Genomic DNA, 18,481 nt, shown 5'->3' on the forward strand with positions numbered 1-18,481 from the left:
GCATATTTTATCGATGAATGGTTAAAACATTAAGATGAAAAATTTAAACTTAATAGCTCATCTATATATTCTCTACTATTAGATAATCGCGGTATTTTATGCTGACCTCCAAGTTTGTCATGTTGTTTTAACCAGTCATAAAAGAGACGTTCTCTTGCGACGTGAACAGTTGGCATGTTTAATGTCATATTGTTATGGCGTTTTGCTTCATAATCCGAATTTAATGATTTTAATTTTGTGTCCAATAATGTATTAAAGGTATGCAGGTCTTGAGGCGGTTTTTTAAATTCAATTAACCATTCATGAGATCCTTTGTCTTTACCATTCATAAAAATTGGAGCAGCTGTATAGTCTACAATTTCTGCATTAGTTGTAGAGCATACATCGCGTAGAGCATCTTCAGCATTTTCAATAATTAGCTCTTCTCCAAAAGCATTAATATGATGTTTGGTTCTTCCAGATACTTTTATGCGATATGGATTGATAGATGTAAACCGTATAGTATCTCCAATCTTGTAACGCCAAAGTCCAGCATTTGTAGTAATAATAACAGCATAATTTTTGCCTACAACAACATCATTTAAGGGTATTACCTTCTGTTGTGGAGTTCCGTAGGTGTCCATAGGAATAAATTCATAAAAGATTCCATAGTCTAGCATTAACAATAACTCACTGCTATTATTTTGATCTTGAATGGCAAAAAAGCCTTCCGAAGCATTGTATATTTCATAATATTTAAAATGAGGTTTTGGTAGTATGGCTTTATATTGATCTACATAAGGAACGAAACTTACACCACCATGAAAATAGACTTCTAGATTTGGCCAGATGTCAAAGAGGTTATCTTTTCCAGTGGCATCTAAGACGTTATTAAGTAAAACAAGCATCCAAGAAGGGACGCCTGCTAAACTGGTTACATTTTCATTTCTAGTTTCCTCAACAATAGCTTTCATTTTTATTTCCCAATCGCTCATTAAAGACACTTTGCTACTTGGTGTGCTACTAAACTCAGCCCAAAATGGCATGTTGTCTATAAGTATTGCAGATAAGTCGCCAAATACAGTTCCGTTTTCTTTATAGAGTTCTTTGCTTCCTCCAAGGCGCAAACTTTTACCCGTAAATAATTGTGAATCCTCATTGTTGTTGAGGTACATGCACAGTAAATCTTTACTGGCAGCATAATGGCAATCTTCTAAAGATTCGGTACTAACAGGTATAAATTTACTTTTGGCATTTGTTGTTCCGCTCGATTTGGCGAACCACTTGATGGGATGAGGCCAAAAGATATTTTGTTCGCCTCGTCGTGATCGTTCAATCATATCTTGACAATCTTCATAAGAAGAAATAGGAATACGCTCACAAAAGGTTTGGTAATTTGAGATAGAGTCAAAATCGTACGCCTTACCAATTTCAGTATCCTTTGCGGCAGAAAGGAGTTGAAAAAGTAATTCATTTTGCACTTCATTAGGGTATTTTAAAAACAATTCAATTTGATGAAATCGTTTTTTTAAGAACCACGAAGCAATAGAATTTACTAATGGAATCGGCATTTTTATAGTATCTTTAAGTTTTAAAAATAATACTTTTTTTTATATGTTTTATCAAGGTGTTTTAACAAAAATGCAAACTGAGTTTGTAGAACCTATTCAATATTATTTAGTCTTCGAAGATGATTTTCTGAATATGAATCAGTTAATAGATAAAACCATTACGATGGAATTTGTAAAGTATCAATGTTTAAAGTGTGGTTTAAATAGACCTATTTACCGTCAAGGATTTTGTAAACAGGATTTTTTTGATATCCCTCAAGCTGGTGATTGGATTATGCGTCCAGAATTAAGCACAGCACATTTGGGAAAAGAAGATCGAGATTTGGAATACGAAAAAAAAGCACAATTACAGCCCCATATTGTTTATCTCGCAAATTCTAGTAATGTTAAAGTTGGTGTGACCAGAAAAAGTCAAGTTCCAACACGCTGGATTGATCAAGGTGCGCATGAGGCAATTGAAATTGTTGAGGTGCCAAACCGATATTTAGCTGGAATTACAGAAGTTGCCTTAAAAGATCATGTAGCTGATAAAACGAATTGGAGAAAAATGCTTAAAAATGAAATTGAGGATGAAAACTTAGTAGAGTGGCGTGAGCGCTTAAAAAAATTCATTCCTAATGAGGCTCAGGGTTATTATATCGCTTCAAACACCGAAACAAACCTTAAATTTCCAGTTCATAAATACCCTGAAAAGCCTAAAAGTCTTAATATTCAAAAGTTAAAGACTTATACTGGTAAATTGGTGGGTATTAAAGGACAATATCTCATTTTTGAAGATAATACTGTTTTTAATGTAAGAGCAAATGAAGGCTTAGTGCTTAGGTTTACACTTTAATATATGAGTGCAATCTAATCGCACAAAACATTAAAATGATAATTTTATTGCTTGAGCAACACCAATAACAATGAGTAATACTCCAGTAACTTTATTGATAACAATGGTAATATTTTGAACCTTATTTTTAATGGCAATGCTAAATTTACTATAGAGATATAAGGTTAAAAGTTTGCCTAGATATACACCAGTAAAAAAGAGAAACAACACAAATAGAGGTGAGCCAAGAGATAGCATTAAGTCATTATTATTAATAATACCAAAAGCAACAATCCAATAAATTAGAACAGGAGGATTTAAGATTCCTAAAAAGAAGCCAGTGGCATATTTAGATGAAGTTAACTTTCTTTTCTTAGGTGCTTTTGTTTTGGTTTTTCTGAAAAATAAAAACCCACCAACGATCATTAAAATAATAACAATGGTAATTTGAATCCACATGTTACGGTCAAAAAAATCTCTCACAACCATATTGCAATGTAGTGCGTAGTAGGAAAGAATTACTTCGGCAACACCAGCTGCAATAGCGATTTTAAAAGCCTGTTTTGCATTTTGTTTTATTGTTGTATTTATAACTGCTATATTGGATGCGCCTAAAGGGAGAGCACCAACAATACTTGCAAAAACGCCAATGATGAAATATAATATTATCATGAAGTCTTTGTAGAAGTATTGATAAAATACTTACAAGGAATATAGAAAATTCTAAAAAAAAAGCCCTCTCAAATTTGAGAGGGCTTTTATGTTATTTTATAATAATCTTTGTTCGGTAATTGAAGTTTTCCTTTGATTGAAGACTTAGAATATATAGTCCAGAATCTAGATTTAAAGGAATGCTTGATCGTCTATCTAAGGTCTGATGAGATGAAAAGACAAGTTTCCCCGTAATATCTATTAAAGAAATATTGACGTCATCTAGAACCTCACTGCTTAAAATTGTTAGTTCATTTTCAATAGGATTTTTTTCTACCTTGATTGATGCTATGTTTTCGAAATCTGTATTTGACAAGGTTTCTTGAAAAATTTCAGTTAGAGCAAATGCTACATTTTGTTCAGTAAGTTCAACGTGATTTTCATTCGCATCTGGCATATACCAATTTACAAAAGGTGTATTGTTTAAAGTATCTCCTGTGCCACCTGGATCACCAAGATTAATATCGTGATACCAATTAACTTCATTGTTTGTGATTTCTAAGGCCATTCCACTAACAGAAGGGATAAAACTAAACTTATCTACTGTTAATGAAGTAAGAAAATTATCGATAATCGGATCTCCACCGAGTCCATCTGTAAAGCCTCCTAGATCGAAAAGACCTCCTGAAGCTGCATCAACACCATCTGAAAAACTTGGAGCTTCTGCTTGTATTTCGACATCTACAAGAGTTATAAAACCAAAAATCAAAAATCCTTCCACAAAAACTTTACTAATTAATTGAGGGCCAACATTATTACCCATATCATCTTCTGTAAAAGGTGTAAAGTTAATATTAATATCGGCTGTTGTTTGCGGTAATGGAGATCCAGGGATTTCGAGATCCTCAATGGCTAAAGCAGCAAAACCTGGTGTCACATCTGTGGTGCCATCGACGGCTTTATATGCAGCGCCAATTCCACTACCATTTATAATAGATACGTTTCGTGTATTCTGAGGAAAACCTGTTGGGGTTAAACTATTGATGTTGTTTTCAAAAATAGCTCTATAAGGATGTGCTTCGGGTAATAACTTTGTAGGATCAAAATCAAACTCGCTACCATCCATAAGATGAGCTTCAAAATGATCAACTAATAATTGTCTTGCGGCAGGTGATTTTAATAGTCCATTTACAACATCTTGTAATTGAACTACATTTAAATCGTCACCTAGACCAAATCCAAGAAAATTGAATTGGTGTTGGAAACCTAATGGCACATTGGCACCGAGATGAGGTGAGTCAAACGAGATCCATAATCGTGTTTCGTGATCTAATCCAGCATCATTTTCCATAAAATTCAATGCAAAACGAGAAATTAATCCGCCCATACTAGGACCAATTATTACTAATTCTTCGTCGCCAACTTTGTCTGCATTTAGTGTCTCAATAAGATCAACTAATAACATAGAGTTGCGCTCTATAAAGTCTGCACCACCATTTACAAGTGTGCTACCAGGATAGTCAAGTTCATCAATTACCATATCGGCATTAGTATCAGTAGCGTCATCAATATTTAAAAGCGAGTTGTCATTAAGCCTGAAATATGATGGGAAATTTAAAATAACAACATCAAATCCCTGGGCTCGAACTAAGTCGGCTAAATTTTGATCACCTTCAGAACCAGTGAAATCTAATAAACTGTATAGTCCAGCAATGGTTCTTGTGTCTCCTGGGTCAAATCCATCGACTAAGATGATGGGTTTGTCAAGAACACCAGTATCTGTATCTAGAAATATTTCATATTCTCCTAATCCTGCAAATTCTGTCTCGCCAGTATAGCCAGTAAAATCTGCTGTACGTGTAGATTCAAATTCTATCGTTTGCGCCTGAACACAAAAAGGGAATAATAATAGAGGTAAAAAGTACTTTTTCATCATAGTCAATTATTTTTTTTAATGTGACTAACAAGATACAAAGTTTCATTAAGTTAACCGTATGTTATCTAGCGTTTTAAGATTAAACGTAAAAAAAATCCTCAAACTGTTCAATTTGAGGATTTTTAAATGCTGACATATAAGGTTTTATCCTAAGAACGGATAACGATAATCTGTTGGTGTTACAAATGTTTCTTTTATCATTCTTGGAGATACCCAACGCAATAAGTTTAAAGCACTACCAGCTTTGTCATTTGTTCCAGATGCTCTTGCTCCTCCAAATGGCTGTTGACCTACAACTGCTCCTGTTGGTTTATCATTAATATAGAAGTTTCCAGCACAGTTTTGAAGTGCTTTTGTTGCTTCTTGAATTGCATATCTATCTGTAGCTAAAACAGCTCCAGTTAATGCATATTCACTAGTTTCGTCTACTAGTTTTAAAGTTTCAGAATACTCATTTTCATCATATACGTAAATTGTAATAACAGGGCCAAATAATTCTGTACACATAGTCGTGTATTTTGGATTGTTAGTTACAATAACAGTTGGTTCAATAAAATATCCTTTGCTTTTATCGTAATGTCCACCAACGATGATTTCAGCATCACTATCATTTTTGGCAGCATCTATATACTTAGCTAATTTATCAAATGATCCTTCGTGAATTACAGCTGTAACAAAGTTACTTAAATCTTCAGGCGACCCCATTTTAAAAGATGTTACATCTTCAATAACGCGATTTTTCACAGTTTCCCATAAGTTCGAAGGTACATAAGCCCTTGAAGCTGCACTACATTTTTGTCCTTGAAACTCAAAAGCACCTCTGGAGATGGCTGTAGCAACTTGAATAGGATTGGCTGTTTTGTGGGCAATAATAAAATCTTTACCTCCAGTTTCTCCTACAATTCTAGGATAGGTTTTGTAGTTATGAATATTATTTCCAATCTTTTTCCAAAGTTCTTTAAAAATGTATGTTGAACCAGTAAAATGTAATCCAGAAAAATCAGGACTGTCCATTACAGTATCTGTAATCATAACAGGGTCTCCAAATACGACGTTAATAACGCCATCAGGGACACCAGCTTCTTTAAATACATCCATAATTACCTTTGCAGAAAATATTTGACTATCACTAGGTTTCCAAACTACTACATTCCCCATCATGGCCATACAAGCAGGAAGATTTCCTGCAATTGCAGTAAAATTAAATGGTGTTACTGCATATGTGAACCCTTCAAGAGGACGATATTCCAATCGGTTCCAAGCGCCGCTTGTACTTTCAGGTTGTTCATGGTAAATATCAGTCATGAATTGTACGTTAAAACGCAAGAAATCTATTAATTCACACGCTGCGTCAATTTCAGCCTGGTGTACTGTTTTCGATTGAGCAATCATGGTTGCTGCATTAATTTTGGCTCTGTAAGGTCCAGCAATTAATTCGGCAGCTTTTAAGAAAATCCCCGCACGTTGTTCCCAAGGTAATTCAGCCCATGTTTCTCTAGCTTTAAGAGCCGTAGCAATAGCATCTTCTACATGAGATTTTTCGGCTAAATGATACGTTCCTACAATGTGTTGATGGTCGTGAGGTGCAGACATGGTTTTAGTATTTCCTGTCGTCACATCTTTTCCGTTAATATATAATGGAACATCAATTTTAGTATTCCACATGTTTTTGTAAGCGGCTAAAACTGCTTCACGCTCAGGAGATCCTGGAGCATAAGATTTTACAGGCTCATTTATAGCTACTGGTACGTTGAAAAATCCTTTTCCCATCTTAAATTTTTGATTTAGAAATTGCTTTTTATTTTGAAGATGCAAAGTTACGATTTTTTGACGACTAATGACGAAATGACCATTAAAACAAGGTTAAAATAATGGGTAAATTTTTGTAAGTTGCCATCAATACTATTTATATGAACGACGGAATTATTCTAACTCTAGCTTACCCAGAAACAATTGTCTCTCATGCAGATGAGTGGTACTCTAGATTTTTGAGGTTTTTTTTTATTGGAAATAAAAAACATGTAAGGGCTGGACATGCTGCTTTAGTTCTTATTGATAAGTCTACAGGTATTTTAGAATATCATGATTTTGGAAGATATGTGACGACTTCATCTCACGGAAGAGTGAGAGGAAGAGAAACAGATTTTGAGCTAAATTTCCCGATCCAAGCTAAGATTGAAGGTGATACCATTCAAAATCTTGAGGACATTCTGAAGTTTTTGGCAACGCAACCTAAATTAACACATGGAGAAGGTCATTTATATGCTTCTGTATGCAGTGCTATTGATTACAAAAAAGCAAGAACTTATATTAACAATGAGCAAAGCAAAGGTTTTGTGAGATATGCGGCTTTTGTAAAAGAGGCATGCAACTGTGCACGTTTTGTGACAGATAGTTTGATTGCGAGTATCACAAATGAGAAGATTAAATCGAAACTTATTAAGTCAAAGGGATTTACACCAAGTACAATAGGAAACGTTGTGATTGCTGATACCGAAGATTTTGTATATAAGGTTTCGGAAACCGGTGAGATTTCTGAGTTTAAGTCAACAGTAGCTAAAGAGAATAGACGTTTGTTTTTAGACGTACTTAAAGGGTATAGGCCAAGTATGGTTGGCGGCCTTGAACCCAAACAAAATAATGTTAAGGTTGATCATGCTCAATGGTTAAGTGGTATTGGCGCTGGAGCGTGGTTTGAGATTCATGATTTAAATTGCAAAGTGAATTATAGGTATCGACGAATTTCACCACATGGCGATATAGATTGTGATGGAATTTATAAAATTACTTTAGAGGGTTTTGATATTAATTCTGCCTACGAGTTTGTACATTATTCTAACTGTAAGTTCTTTCATATCAAGCAGAATGATACAACCTACAAGTTTGAATTTCAAAAACATTTTTCAGTTAATTAAGAGCAAAAGGAGCACTTAATTTAAACGAAGGAATAATAACTTTGAATTTGTTGGTGTTTGTAAAGTTAACCATATTATAGTGACCTTGCATGGCACCAAAAGGAGAGGTTAACAAGCAACCCGAATTATAGGTATGTGATTCTCCAGGTTTTAAAACAGGTTTTTTACCAATAACACCTTCGCCTTCAACAATATCAACATTATTGAGTGCATCTAGTATTCTCCAATATCTTGAATTGAGTTGGACAGAATCTTTGCTCTGGTTTTCAATAGTTACCTTATAGCCAAAAGCAAAGTGCACTTTATAGTTTTTATAAAATGTACCTTCGAAAGATGTTTCGACAGAGATTTTAATCCCACTTGTAACTTGTTGAACCATGAATTATTGAAAATAATAGCTTACAAAAATAAATAATTTTCAACTAAATTGGACACTTTTTTAAAATTATGCAAATTTTTAACAACATTTAGATTTTCAGCCGATTAACGGTTTTAAAAATCAGTTGAAATTGCAAATTCCTCAATGGTTTTAAAAAAGTTAATGATGTCCTTTTCTTGAAGGACAGTATTAATAGTTACCATTCTCACAAAATCTTGATTTCGGAAATTCCCAAAACCTACCATTAATTGTGAATGCTCATATAGAGCTGTGCACAAAGTTTTTGCAGGAATAGCTTTATAGTTAAAGCAAACCGAAATGGAGTTGTCATAACTGTATAAGGTATAGTCAGGATGGTTTTTTATGTAATTTCTGGCAATATCTGCTAGATGGAATTGATGGTTTACTATAGATTTAAGTCCGTTACCACCAACAGATTTCCAAAGCGTCCATAATTTTAAGGCATCATTTCGGCGACCACATTGCAGTGATGTTTTTCCTAAGTTAAAATCGTCATTATTGGTTTGATACAGATAGTCTGCCTCATTAGAAAAAGATTGATATAAATGGGCTTTGTCTCTTGTAACAATTATAGAACAACTCAATGGAGTTCCTAGCATTTTATGAGCATTTACACTAAATGAATCGGTGTATTCTATACCATTGGTTAGATGTTTATAGTCATCACTAAAAATAACAGCGCCACAATAAGCACCATCTAAATGTAGCCAGACATCATGTTTTTTGCAAACTTTGCTGAGTTGTTTAACATCGTCAAAGGCTCCCAAAACAGTAGTTCCGGCAGTGGCATTCACGAAAAAAGGTTGATATCCTTGAGCAATATCATGAGTGATTTTGGCATCTAGATCTTCGGCTAACATTTGGCCTTTGTCATTTGTTTTTATCGATCTTACTTGGTGTCTTCCAACACCTATAAAAGATGCATTTTTTGCAATAGAATAATGAGATACCTCGGAGGTGTAGAGTGTCATTATGTTATTAATTCCTTCATTTCTAACAGAAGGATTGTATTTATCTCTAGCCATTAGTACTGCCATGTAGTTACTCATAGACCCACCAGGAGCAAAAGTGCCATCTGCAGAACTTGGATAACCAATAATATCACAAATTTTGCGTAATACCGTTTTTTCAATGCCTACTTGCGGTCCAGCTACTTTGTATGTGTACATGCTATTGTTGAGCATAACAGCCAGTAAATCGCCTAATGTAGCTCTTGGAATTCTTCCACCAAATAATTGATTAAAAAAAGACGTAGATGCTGTTTTAGGAGTACTTCTAATAATGTCTTTTAAGCTAGTCTTAAAATCACTGTCAATAGTTGGCTCATTAGTAAGTTGAAGATCGAGTGTCTCATAGAGAACATTTGTGTCAATAGGAGTTGCTACAGGATGATTTTTTTCTTCAGAAATTAGCAATTCTACGAGTTCTGAGAACAAAGATAAATCGTTTTGCATTTGCAGTGATGGGTCTTAAATTTTGGCTTGTGTAAATTTATTCCTATTTTTCGGAATAATATGAAAATCCCCTTAAATATCAGATTCTTACTTTGAAATCTCCAGAGAACATTCAAAAACTAATAGCGATTTTGTCGAAGTCTTCAGTTGAAGATTACAATAGTGTGCTTAATAATTTTAATTTCGAGACTATAGACTTTAAACCGTTTGAAAGTTGGTCTGAGGAAAAATACACGAGAAACTGTTTGTATAGAGATGATAAATTTGAGCTTATTCTATTGTGTTGGGAAAAAGGTCAAGGCACGGCTATTCATGGTCATGATGGTGAAGATTGCTGGGTGTATTTGCTAGAGGGAGAAATGGAAGAAGTTATGTTTAGTCTTGATGACTTAGATCATTTAAGGGAGGTAGGATCACAAAAAGTAATACCACAGCAGCTTACGTTTATGAACGACAAAATTGGGTTTCATAAATTAAAAAATAGTGCTAATGGCTCTTCTATAAGTTTACATTTATATGCTCAACCTATTGAAAATTGCGTGTCGTATGATGAATCTACTAAACGTTTTATTGACCGACAATTGAATTACGATACTTTTAAGCAATTAGCACTCAGAGATTAATTAGTAATATTTACCGAATTTGCTTCTCCAAAACCAATAAGCTGGTCAAAACGAGCACCTAAATCTCTATAGTACACGAGTACTTTGTAATTGTTTTCGGTTTGCCAAAAATTGCCACTAATTTTACCTTCATCTATTTGGCCTTTACTATCGGCAACAACATATTTATAGTTGTAGAATCCTTGTTTGAGTTTAATTACAGCTTCGTATCGACCACTTGTATCGTCATATGACATTTTGTTTAAGTCGTCTAGCCCATAATTATTGAAATTCCCATAGACGTACACAGATTTACCATCTTCAAGTTTTGGATGAATCAAAGAGAAATGAACTTTTGTATAATCGGCCTCAATATCTACGTCATCGGTATCTAAAGCAGTAATTAAAAAATTACCGTTAATGTCAGGATTATAAGTATAAGGCTGACTATATCGTGGTCCGTCAAGAAATAAGTAGCTGTTGTAAATATCTTTAAGGTCTATAAATTGAACACCAACATTGGCCCCTCTAACATCTTTAGTTTCAAAGAACCGAAATTCATTACTTGCCCAAAATGCTGTTTCTGTGGTGTATTTGTAGATAAGCTCTTTTCCAATAGTGTATTGAGGTTTAATTCCGGTAATGGCCGTGTGTAAATTGTTGTTTTGAATGATTAGAGTTTTTACAGTTTCCTTAGGATTGTTTAAGTTTAAACCACCAGAATTTATAACAATATCAACACTCTGTTTACTCTCTAGGTATTTGACATCTCTAGACCTTTTAATGCTAACGCCTACACCTACTTGTTCTTTATAAATCATAAATTTTCTAGAGAATACAAGTTCGTCATCCTCGTTAAAAATAGAGATGATATAATTTCCAGATTTGGTTAAACCCCGTGTTTGCTTATTCGGGATTTGTAGATCATAATGAGAATAGAGTTGATAGGCATTAAATGAGTTTTGATAATTGATGATTCTGAAATTATCAAAGCCGCTCATGTATTCCATTTTTACCAAATTAGATTTCGTCCAATCATAATTGTAATGCTCTATTTTGTAATAGAAATCGGGCTCATCTGTAGTGAGAACGTCAAATTCTAAATTAAAGGCCTCACCTAATCTAATAATAGGGAGTTGTCCTTGCGAAGACGTTCTACTTTTAAAGGTGATGGTCTTGATATAATCGGGAGGATTTACTTCTTCAACTTGGGAAAATCCCAAATTCGAAACCAGTAAAGCTAACAGAAAATAATAAGTGTTCTTAATCATTAATAATAGTTTGATATGTAAAGATAAACAAAATCTATGCCTTAATATTGTTCAGCTTATTTAGAATCCTTAAAAATAACAAACTTAGAAAGCCTTACTATTTTATTACGTGGTAAATTCGTAAATTTGCACCGATTTTTAGACAACTAATTTCAATATAAAGCGTATGTCAAAAGACATTAAGATTAAAAAAGGTCTGGATATAAAACTTATTGGTGAAGCTGAAAAAGCAGTTGAACAAGCCATTATAAGTAATTTCTGCACTATCAGACCCGAAGATTTTCACAGTGTTATTCCGAAACTTGTAGCCAAAGAAGGTGCTACGTTAAAAGCAGGTGATGTTATCTTTTATGATAAATCAAATGAAGACATTAAGTTCGTGTCTCCAGTTTCAGGAACTGTGGTAGAAGTATTAAGAGGTCCTAAAAGACGTATTGATGCTATTAAGATTCAAGCGGACAAGGAGCAATCCTTTAAAGACTTTGGAAAGTTTAATATGGACGCTGATGCAGCGGCAATAAAAGGCCATTTATTGGCTTCAGGTTGTTGGGCATTTATTAAGCAAAGACCATATGATGTAATTGCAAATCCTGAAAAATCGCCTAAATCGATTTTTATTTCTGGTTATGCAACAGCTCCTCTAGCGGCCGATTTAGATTTTGTTTTAGAAGGAAAAGAGACCGAATTACAAGCGGCTGTTTCTGCCTTATCAAAATTAACAGATGGTCAAGTTCATATTGCTGTTGGGTCTAACAACTCACCATTGGCAAATATGAATGACGCGACAGTTCATCAAGTATCTGGTCCTCATCCTGCAGGAAATGTTGGAACTCATATTAATAAAATAGACCCTATAAATAAAGGCGAGACTGTTTGGACTGTAAATGCACAAGACCTTGTTGTTATTGGTGAATTATTGCTTACAGGTAAATTTAATGCAGAACGCATTGTGGCTTTAGCAGGTTCTTCAGTTAAAAAACCGAGATACTTTAAAACCAAAATAGGAAGCGAAGTGGCAACTATGGTGTACGATAATGGTGTTGAAAAAGATGGAAACGATCGTATTATTTCTGGTAATGTATTATCTGGAAAACAAGTAAAACCAGATGGGAGTTTAGGATATTATGATAATGTCATTACCGTTATCCCTGAAGGAGATGATTATGAATTTTTTGGTTGGAATAAACCAATTTTTAATAAAATATCAACATCAAGAGCATTGACGTTTTCTTGGTTGAATCCGAAGAAAAAGTATAACCTAAACACCAATACAAATGGTGAACATAGGGCTTTTGTTGTGACTGGATCATATGAGCAAGTTTTTCCATTGGATATCTATCCGATGCAAATTCTAAAAGCATGTATGTACGAAGATTTAGATGAGATGGAGGCTTTAGGAATGTACGAAGTAGCACCTGAAGATTTTGCCTTGACAGAATTTATTTGTGTTTCCAAACAGCCACACCAAGATATAATTAGAAAAGGATTAGACTTAATGCTTAAAGAGATAGGATAATGGGTTTAAAAAGTAGTTTACATAATTTTAGAGAAAAGAACAAAGACAAAAAATGGTTGCCTGCATTTTCGGCAATTCATACGTTTTTATTCTTACCTAATGAGACAACCCATAATGGGACTCATATAAAAGCAGCCGATGATTTAAAGCGTACCATGAACATTGTGATTATGGCAATGGTTCCTTGTTTGCTTTTTGGAATGTTTAACGCTGGTTACCAACATCACTTAGCATTTGGAGAGATTCAACAAGCAACAGGTGGTTTCTTTAGTTCTGGATTTTGGACTATGGACAACTTTATGGTTGGTTTCTGGAAAGTTATTCCATTAGTAATCGTGTCTTATGGTGTAGGTTTAGCCATTGAGATTTTGTTTGCAATGAAAAACAAACATGAGGTAGAAGAAGGATATCTGGTAACAGGTATGTTAGTGCCTTTAATTGTACCAATTGATACACCGTTATGGATGCTTGCAGTTGCTGTAGCATTTGGTGTTGTTATTGGAAAGGAAGTGTTTGGTGGTACTGGAATGAATATTCTAAATCCTGCCTTAACCATTAGAGCCTTTTTATTCTTCGCTTATCCAACATGGATGTCTGGTGATAAAGTTTGGGTTCAAGGTGCGGTTGAGCGCGATCAATTGATTGCAGCTGGTGAAAAACTTGACGCCATATCTGGTGAAACAGTATTAGGAAGTCTAGCTCAAAATAAAGGAGCTGGTTATGAGATCATGGATATGTTCAATGGTTTTATTCCTGGTTCTGTTGGTGAAACATCAACAATTTTAATTCTATTGGCTGGATTATTTTTAATCTTTACGAAGATTGGAAGCTGGAGAATTATGTTGTCATCTGTTTTAGGAGCATTAGCCATGGGATTAATTTTTAATGGTGTAGTAAGTTCAGGATGGATAACAGAGTCAAGCAAATTCTTTGGCTTGATGAATACAGAGTTTTGGCACCATTTACTTATTGGTGGATTTGCTTTCGGTACAGTCTTTATGGCTACAGATCCTGTAACAGCTTCGCAAACAAATAAAGGAAAATGGATTTACGGATTTTTAGTTGGGTTTATTTCAATAATGATTCGTGTATTTAATCCAGCCTATCCAGAAGGTGTAATGTTAGCTATTCTATTAATGAATGTGTTTGCACCAACTATAGATCATTACGTAGTTCGAGGTAATGTGAAGAAAAGAATGAAACGTCTAAAAGTTAAAACTGCTTAATGATGGAAAAGAGAACAGATAAAAACTCATATACCGTAATATTTGCAATAGCAATGGTATTAGTTGTAGGAACTTTATTGGCGTATTTAGCGTCTTCATTAAAGCCTAGAATTTCTGAAAATGAACGCTTAGAGAAACAACAAAATATTCTCTATGCTATGGGCATAAATGAAAATGAAGGTACTAGTGCAAACTTTGTATCAACAGATGATGCTCCACAATTATTTGATAAATACATCAAACAACAATTGGTTGTAAGTAAAAATGGTCAGGCTGTAGAGAATGATCAAGCATATTTAATCGATGTTAAGAAAGAGCAAGCAAAAGCAAAGGCAGGTGAAGAAAGACAATTACCTCTGTTTGTTGGAGAAGATGAAAATGGTAAGACATATTATATCGCTCCAATTAGAGGGAAAGGTCTATGGGATGCCATTTGGGCTTATGTTGCTATGGACGAGAATATGGTTGTGCAAGGTGCATATTTTGATCATAAAGGAGAAACACCTGGTTTAGGTGCTAATATTAAACAACGTTTCTTTATGGATGATTTCATTGGAGAACACTTAATGTCCAATGGAAGTTTTAAAGGAATTAATGTTGCCAAGGGTAATGCAGATCCAAAAAATAATGATAAAACAGATAATGAGGTAGACGCTATTGCAGGAGCCACTATTACAGGTGATGGTGTTTCGGCAATGATTAAAAGTGACTTGAAACTTTATGTGCCTTATTTTAAAAACTTAAAAAAATAGTAATATGGGCTTACTTTCAAAAAAAGACGCAGCTTTAATAAAAGATCCATTAGCAGATAATAACCCAATTACAATCCAAGTATTAGGTATTTGTTCGGCTTTGGCAATTACAGCAGAGCTTGAGGCATCTATAGTAATGTCAATCTCCGTATTGTTTGTATTAGGTGTAGGTAATGTGGTTATCTCATTAATGAGAAATATTATTCCATCAAAAATTAGAATTATTGTACAGCTTATTGTTGTAGCAACTTTGGTAATTATAGTGGATTTAGTTCTGAAAGCTTTTGCATACGAATTAAGTAAAACCCTTTCCGTTTTTGTAGGATTAATTATTACCAACTGTATTATCATGGGACGTTTTGAAGCCTTTGCCTTAGGTAATGGACCTTGGAGATCATTCTTGGATGGTATAGGAAACGCATTAGGATATGCTGTAATATTAATTATTGTAGGGTTTTTTAGAGAGCTTTTAGGTTCTGGAACTTTATTAGGTATTCCTGTATTAGGAGACCCTATTGAGAAAACTGGACTTTATGCATTTGGTTATGAGAATAATGGATTTATGTTATTATCGCCAATGGCATTAATAGTTGTAGGTATTATTATTTGGGTACAACGTACAAGAAACAAAACATTAATTGAGGATTAAAATCCTCTTCAATTTCTCTGAAGCGTTATTCTAGTTAGAGAAAAAATGAAAGAGGAAAAAATATAAAATATGGAACATATAGAATTATTTTTCAAATCAATATTTATAGATAACATGGTATTTGCCACATTCCTTGGGATGTGTTCTTACCTTGCCGTATCTAAGAAAGTGTCAACAGCTGTTGGTTTAGGAGCCGCTGTAATTTTCGTATTAGCGATTACAGTGCCTTTAAACTGGTTGTTGGATCAATATATATTACAACCTGGAGCACTATCTTGGATGGGACCAGAGTATGCAGATTATGATTTAAGTTTCTTATCATTTATCATGTTTATTGCAACAATTGCTACCATGGTACAATTGGTGGAAATTGTAGTAGAGAAATTCTCTCCTTCATTATATAACTCTCTTGGTATCTTTTTACCATTAATTGCTGTAAACTGTGCCATTTTAGGTGGTTCATTATTTATGCAATCAAGAGAAATAGCAACATTAGGATTAGCTACAACTTATGGTATAGGTTCTGGTATAGGATGGTTCTTAGCAATTTTAGCTATTGCCGCTATCCGCGAGAAAATTAGATACTCTAATGTGCCACCTGCTCTAAGAGGTTTAGGAATTACATTTATTATCACTGGACTTATGGCTATTGGTTTTATGAGTTTTGGTGGAATGTTAACTGGAGGTGAAGAAGAAAGCACAAATCCTCAAGAAGAAGTACAACAACTTCAAAATGAGGAAGAGAATAATGAATTTGGAGATAACACAACTAATTAATTAACATGGTATTAGCAGCAGGAACATTAGGAACAGTAATAGCTACAGTAGCAGCATTTTTATTAGTAACATTAATATTGGTTGCCCTATTATTGTTTGTTAAACAAAAATTATCACCATCTGGTCCAGTAACGATTAAGATAAATGGTGAAAAAGAGATTCAAGTGGCTTCTGGAGGTACTTTACTTTCAACATTAGGAGGAGAAAAAATATTCTTACCATCTGCTTGTGGTGGAGGTGGAACATGTATACAATGTGAATGTCACGTTTTATCTGGAGGTGGTGAAGCATTACCTACAGAAACGCCACATTTCAGTAGAAAAGAATTACAACATGGTGCTCGTTTATCTTGTCAAGTAAAGGTAAAACAAGACATGGAAATCACCATTCCGGAAGAAATCTTTGGAATTAAAAAATGGGAAGCAACAGTTGTTTCTAACTATAATGTAGCCACGTTTATTAAAGAATTTATTGTAGAGATTCCAGAAGATATGGGCTATAAAGCTGGTGGTTATATTCAAATTGAAATTCCAGAAATTGAAGTTAAGTATTCTGAAATGGATGTTACTGCGCATCCTGAAGATCATCCAGGAGAGCCAGATAAATTTAAACCAGATTGGGAAAAATTTGGATTATGGCCATTGGTAATGAAAAATACTGAAACTGTTGAAAGAGCATATTCTATGGCTTCTTACCCTGCTGAGGGAAGAAAAATCATGCTTAACGTTCGTATTGCAACACCTCCTTTTGATCGTGCCAAAGGTGGATGGATGGATGTAAATCCAGGAATTGCATCGTCATACATTTTTAACCAAAAAGAAGGAGATAAAGTGACTATCTCGGGGCCTTATGGCGAATTCTTTATCAATGAGTCAGAAGCTGAGATGTTGTACGTTGGTGGAGGAGCTGGTATGGCGCCAATGCGTTCGCATTTATACGAATTGTTTAGAACTATTAAAACAGGTCGTAAAGTTACTTATTGGTACGGAGGACGTTCTAAAGCTGAGTTGTTTTATATACATTATTTTAGAGCATTAGAAAAAGATTTTCCAAATTTTAAATTCTATTTGGCATTATCAGAACCACTAGAACAAGACAATTGGAAAGTTAAGGCTGATATAAATGACGAAGCAGGTGATGGGTTTGTAGGTTTTATTCATCAAGTGGTAATAGACCAATATTTATCAAAGCATGATTCACCAGAAGATATCGAATTGTACTTCTGTGGCCCTCCATTAATGAATCAAGCTGTTCAAAAAATGGGTGAAGATTTTGGTATAGATGACGAGAATATTAGATTTGATGACTTTGGTGGATAGACACTAAATGTTATGTAATTATGACAATCACTTCGCAATAACGATGTGGAATCTAGATAAAAAAAACCAACTCAATTGAGTTGGTTTTTTGTTTTTTAAAGCGCAGTAGCTTATGAGTTGTCTTTCGGATAATCTTCCTTTGATTCCTGTTTCATTTTAATATATGCCGCAACCAATCGTATACCAAGTCTGGCACATAGGATTACGGTAATTACTATAACAATGTCAAATCCACTCATGACGTTTTATTTGTATTCTACTATTAAAAAAACGGCTGTGCTGTCACCAATATTTAATACTTCATGGACAGTCATTTCATCTTTACTAAAACTATAACCCGTTGGCACATTTACGTCTCTTGTTCCTGTAGTATCTTTAATTCTGAATCTACTTCCCGCTATGGTATATCCAAAATGCGGTCTATGGTAATGTTTTTCGTGTCCAACACCTGGTTTAAATGTACACTTAAGTACTCTGGCATTTGCATTGTCTTCAACAACCTCACAAACCGACTCATTGTTCCAGCCAGCTTCTAAAGGATCTGGCAGGTCATTTTGATGCTTACAGCTAACTATAAGTAGGAAGAAGCATACAAGTGTTACAACTAGACTATTATATAAGAACTCTATTTTTAAACGCATTAATAATG

18 protein-coding genes are annotated in these 18,481 nt (G+C 34.3%); 9 read left to right on the forward strand and 9 right to left on the reverse strand.

All coding sequences use genetic code 11. The features are described from left to right. Positions 1-29: 29 nt before the first annotated feature. Positions 30-1,550 (reverse strand): GH3 auxin-responsive promoter family protein, encoded by a 1,521-nt coding sequence (locus tag Q0787_RS09435; RefSeq protein WP_298902268.1) that lies wholly within the window; start codon positions 1,548-1,550, stop codon positions 30-32. A 43-nt stretch (positions 1,551-1,593) separates the two neighbouring features. Here Q0787_RS09435 and Q0787_RS09440 point away from each other — a divergent pair, with 43 nt between their 5' ends. After that, positions 1,594-2,385, forward strand: a complete 792-nt coding sequence (locus tag Q0787_RS09440) for a DUF2797 domain-containing protein (protein WP_298902269.1) — start codon at positions 1,594-1,596, stop codon at positions 2,383-2,385. A gap of 30 nt (positions 2,386-2,415) precedes the next feature. On the opposite strand, the gene Q0787_RS09445 is transcribed toward Q0787_RS09440, so the two are convergent. From Q0787_RS09445 to pruA, 3 genes are all read right to left on the reverse strand, one after another. After that, positions 2,416-3,036 (reverse strand): LysE family transporter, encoded by a 621-nt coding sequence (locus Q0787_RS09445; protein ID WP_298902271.1) that lies wholly within the window; start codon positions 3,034-3,036, stop codon positions 2,416-2,418. A gap of 91 nt (positions 3,037-3,127) precedes the next feature. Continuing rightward, complete coding sequence (locus Q0787_RS09450; protein ID WP_298902272.1) at positions 3,128-4,951, reverse strand: T9SS type A sorting domain-containing protein; 1,824 nt, start codon at positions 4,949-4,951, stop codon at positions 3,128-3,130. Positions 4,952-5,095: 144 nt separating this feature from the next. Beyond that, the gene (pruA, locus tag Q0787_RS09455) at positions 5,096-6,721 is read right to left on the reverse strand and encodes an L-glutamate gamma-semialdehyde dehydrogenase (RefSeq protein ID WP_298902273.1); all 1,626 of its coding nucleotides are present in this window, start codon (positions 6,719-6,721) and stop codon (positions 5,096-5,098) included. 140 nt (positions 6,722-6,861) lie between these two features. Between pruA and Q0787_RS09460 the strand changes: the two genes are divergently transcribed. Then, positions 6,862-7,866 carry a DUF6695 family protein gene (locus tag Q0787_RS09460; protein WP_298902274.1) on the forward strand — a complete coding sequence of 335 codons (1,005 nt, stop codon included), beginning with the start codon at positions 6,862-6,864 and terminating at the stop codon, positions 7,864-7,866. Here the strand turns inward: Q0787_RS09460 and apaG are convergent. Both apaG and Q0787_RS09470 read right to left on the reverse strand, forming a co-directional pair. Beyond that, complete coding sequence (gene apaG, locus Q0787_RS09465) at positions 7,859-8,245, reverse strand: Co2+/Mg2+ efflux protein ApaG (RefSeq protein WP_230936663.1); 387 nt, start codon at positions 8,243-8,245, stop codon at positions 7,859-7,861. The genes Q0787_RS09460 and apaG overlap by 8 nt on opposite strands. A 113-nt stretch (positions 8,246-8,358) precedes the next feature. After that, entirely contained in the window at positions 8,359-9,720 is a 1,362-nt protein-coding gene (locus Q0787_RS09470; protein WP_298902275.1) for an aminotransferase class V-fold PLP-dependent enzyme, read from the reverse strand. Positions 9,721-9,851: 131 nt separating this feature from the next. Here Q0787_RS09470 and Q0787_RS09475 point away from each other — a divergent pair, with 131 nt between their 5' ends. Next, positions 9,852-10,343, forward strand: a complete 492-nt coding sequence (locus Q0787_RS09475) for a cysteine dioxygenase family protein (RefSeq protein ID WP_298902276.1) — start codon at positions 9,852-9,854, stop codon at positions 10,341-10,343. Here Q0787_RS09475 and Q0787_RS09480 read toward each other — a convergent pair. Continuing rightward, complete coding sequence (locus tag Q0787_RS09480) at positions 10,340-11,593, reverse strand: type IX secretion system plug protein domain-containing protein (protein ID WP_298902278.1); 1,254 nt, start codon at positions 11,591-11,593, stop codon at positions 10,340-10,342. The two genes, Q0787_RS09475 and Q0787_RS09480, sit on opposite strands and share 4 nt — an antisense overlap. A gap of 166 nt (positions 11,594-11,759) precedes the next feature. Here Q0787_RS09480 and Q0787_RS09485 point away from each other — a divergent pair, with 166 nt between their 5' ends. The 6 genes from Q0787_RS09485 (at position 11,760) to nqrF (ending at position 17,832) form a co-directional block, all read left to right on the forward strand. Then, positions 11,760-13,109 carry a Na(+)-translocating NADH-quinone reductase subunit A gene (locus Q0787_RS09485; protein ID WP_298902279.1) on the forward strand — a complete coding sequence of 450 codons (1,350 nt, stop codon included), beginning with the start codon at positions 11,760-11,762 and terminating at the stop codon, positions 13,107-13,109. Beyond that, positions 13,109-14,335 (forward strand): NADH:ubiquinone reductase (Na(+)-transporting) subunit B, encoded by a 1,227-nt coding sequence (locus Q0787_RS09490; protein ID WP_298902280.1) that lies wholly within the window; start codon positions 13,109-13,111, stop codon positions 14,333-14,335. Before Q0787_RS09485 ends, Q0787_RS09490 begins: the two co-directional genes overlap by 1 nt. Before the next feature lie 2 nt (positions 14,336-14,337). Beyond that, the gene (locus Q0787_RS09495) at positions 14,338-15,087 is read left to right on the forward strand and encodes a Na(+)-translocating NADH-quinone reductase subunit C (RefSeq protein ID WP_298902725.1); all 750 of its coding nucleotides are present in this window, start codon (positions 14,338-14,340) and stop codon (positions 15,085-15,087) included. 4 nt (positions 15,088-15,091) lie between these two features. Then, the gene (locus Q0787_RS09500; protein WP_298902282.1) at positions 15,092-15,736 is read left to right on the forward strand and encodes an NADH:ubiquinone reductase (Na(+)-transporting) subunit D; all 645 of its coding nucleotides are present in this window, start codon (positions 15,092-15,094) and stop codon (positions 15,734-15,736) included. A 69-nt stretch (positions 15,737-15,805) separates the two neighbouring features. Next, entirely contained in the window at positions 15,806-16,513 is a 708-nt protein-coding gene (gene nqrE, locus Q0787_RS09505; RefSeq protein WP_298902283.1) for an NADH:ubiquinone reductase (Na(+)-transporting) subunit E, read from the forward strand. 5 nt (positions 16,514-16,518) lie between these two features. After that, entirely contained in the window at positions 16,519-17,832 is a 1,314-nt protein-coding gene (gene nqrF / locus Q0787_RS09510; protein WP_298902285.1) for an NADH:ubiquinone reductase (Na(+)-transporting) subunit F, read from the forward strand. Positions 17,833-17,942: 110 nt separating this feature from the next. Here nqrF and Q0787_RS09515 read toward each other — a convergent pair whose 3' ends face one another. Both Q0787_RS09515 and Q0787_RS09520 read right to left on the reverse strand, forming a co-directional pair. Beyond that, positions 17,943-18,071 (reverse strand): hypothetical protein, encoded by a 129-nt coding sequence (locus tag Q0787_RS09515; protein WP_298902287.1) that lies wholly within the window; start codon positions 18,069-18,071, stop codon positions 17,943-17,945. A gap of 6 nt (positions 18,072-18,077) precedes the next feature. After that, positions 18,078-18,473, reverse strand: coding sequence for a cupin domain-containing protein (locus Q0787_RS09520; protein WP_298902288.1), 396 nt, complete (start codon positions 18,471-18,473; stop codon positions 18,078-18,080). Positions 18,474-18,481 lie beyond the last annotated feature (8 nt).

The organism is uncultured Psychroserpens sp., from assembly GCF_947492715.1.
GTDB lineage: Bacteria > Bacteroidota > Bacteroidia > Flavobacteriales > Flavobacteriaceae > Psychroserpens.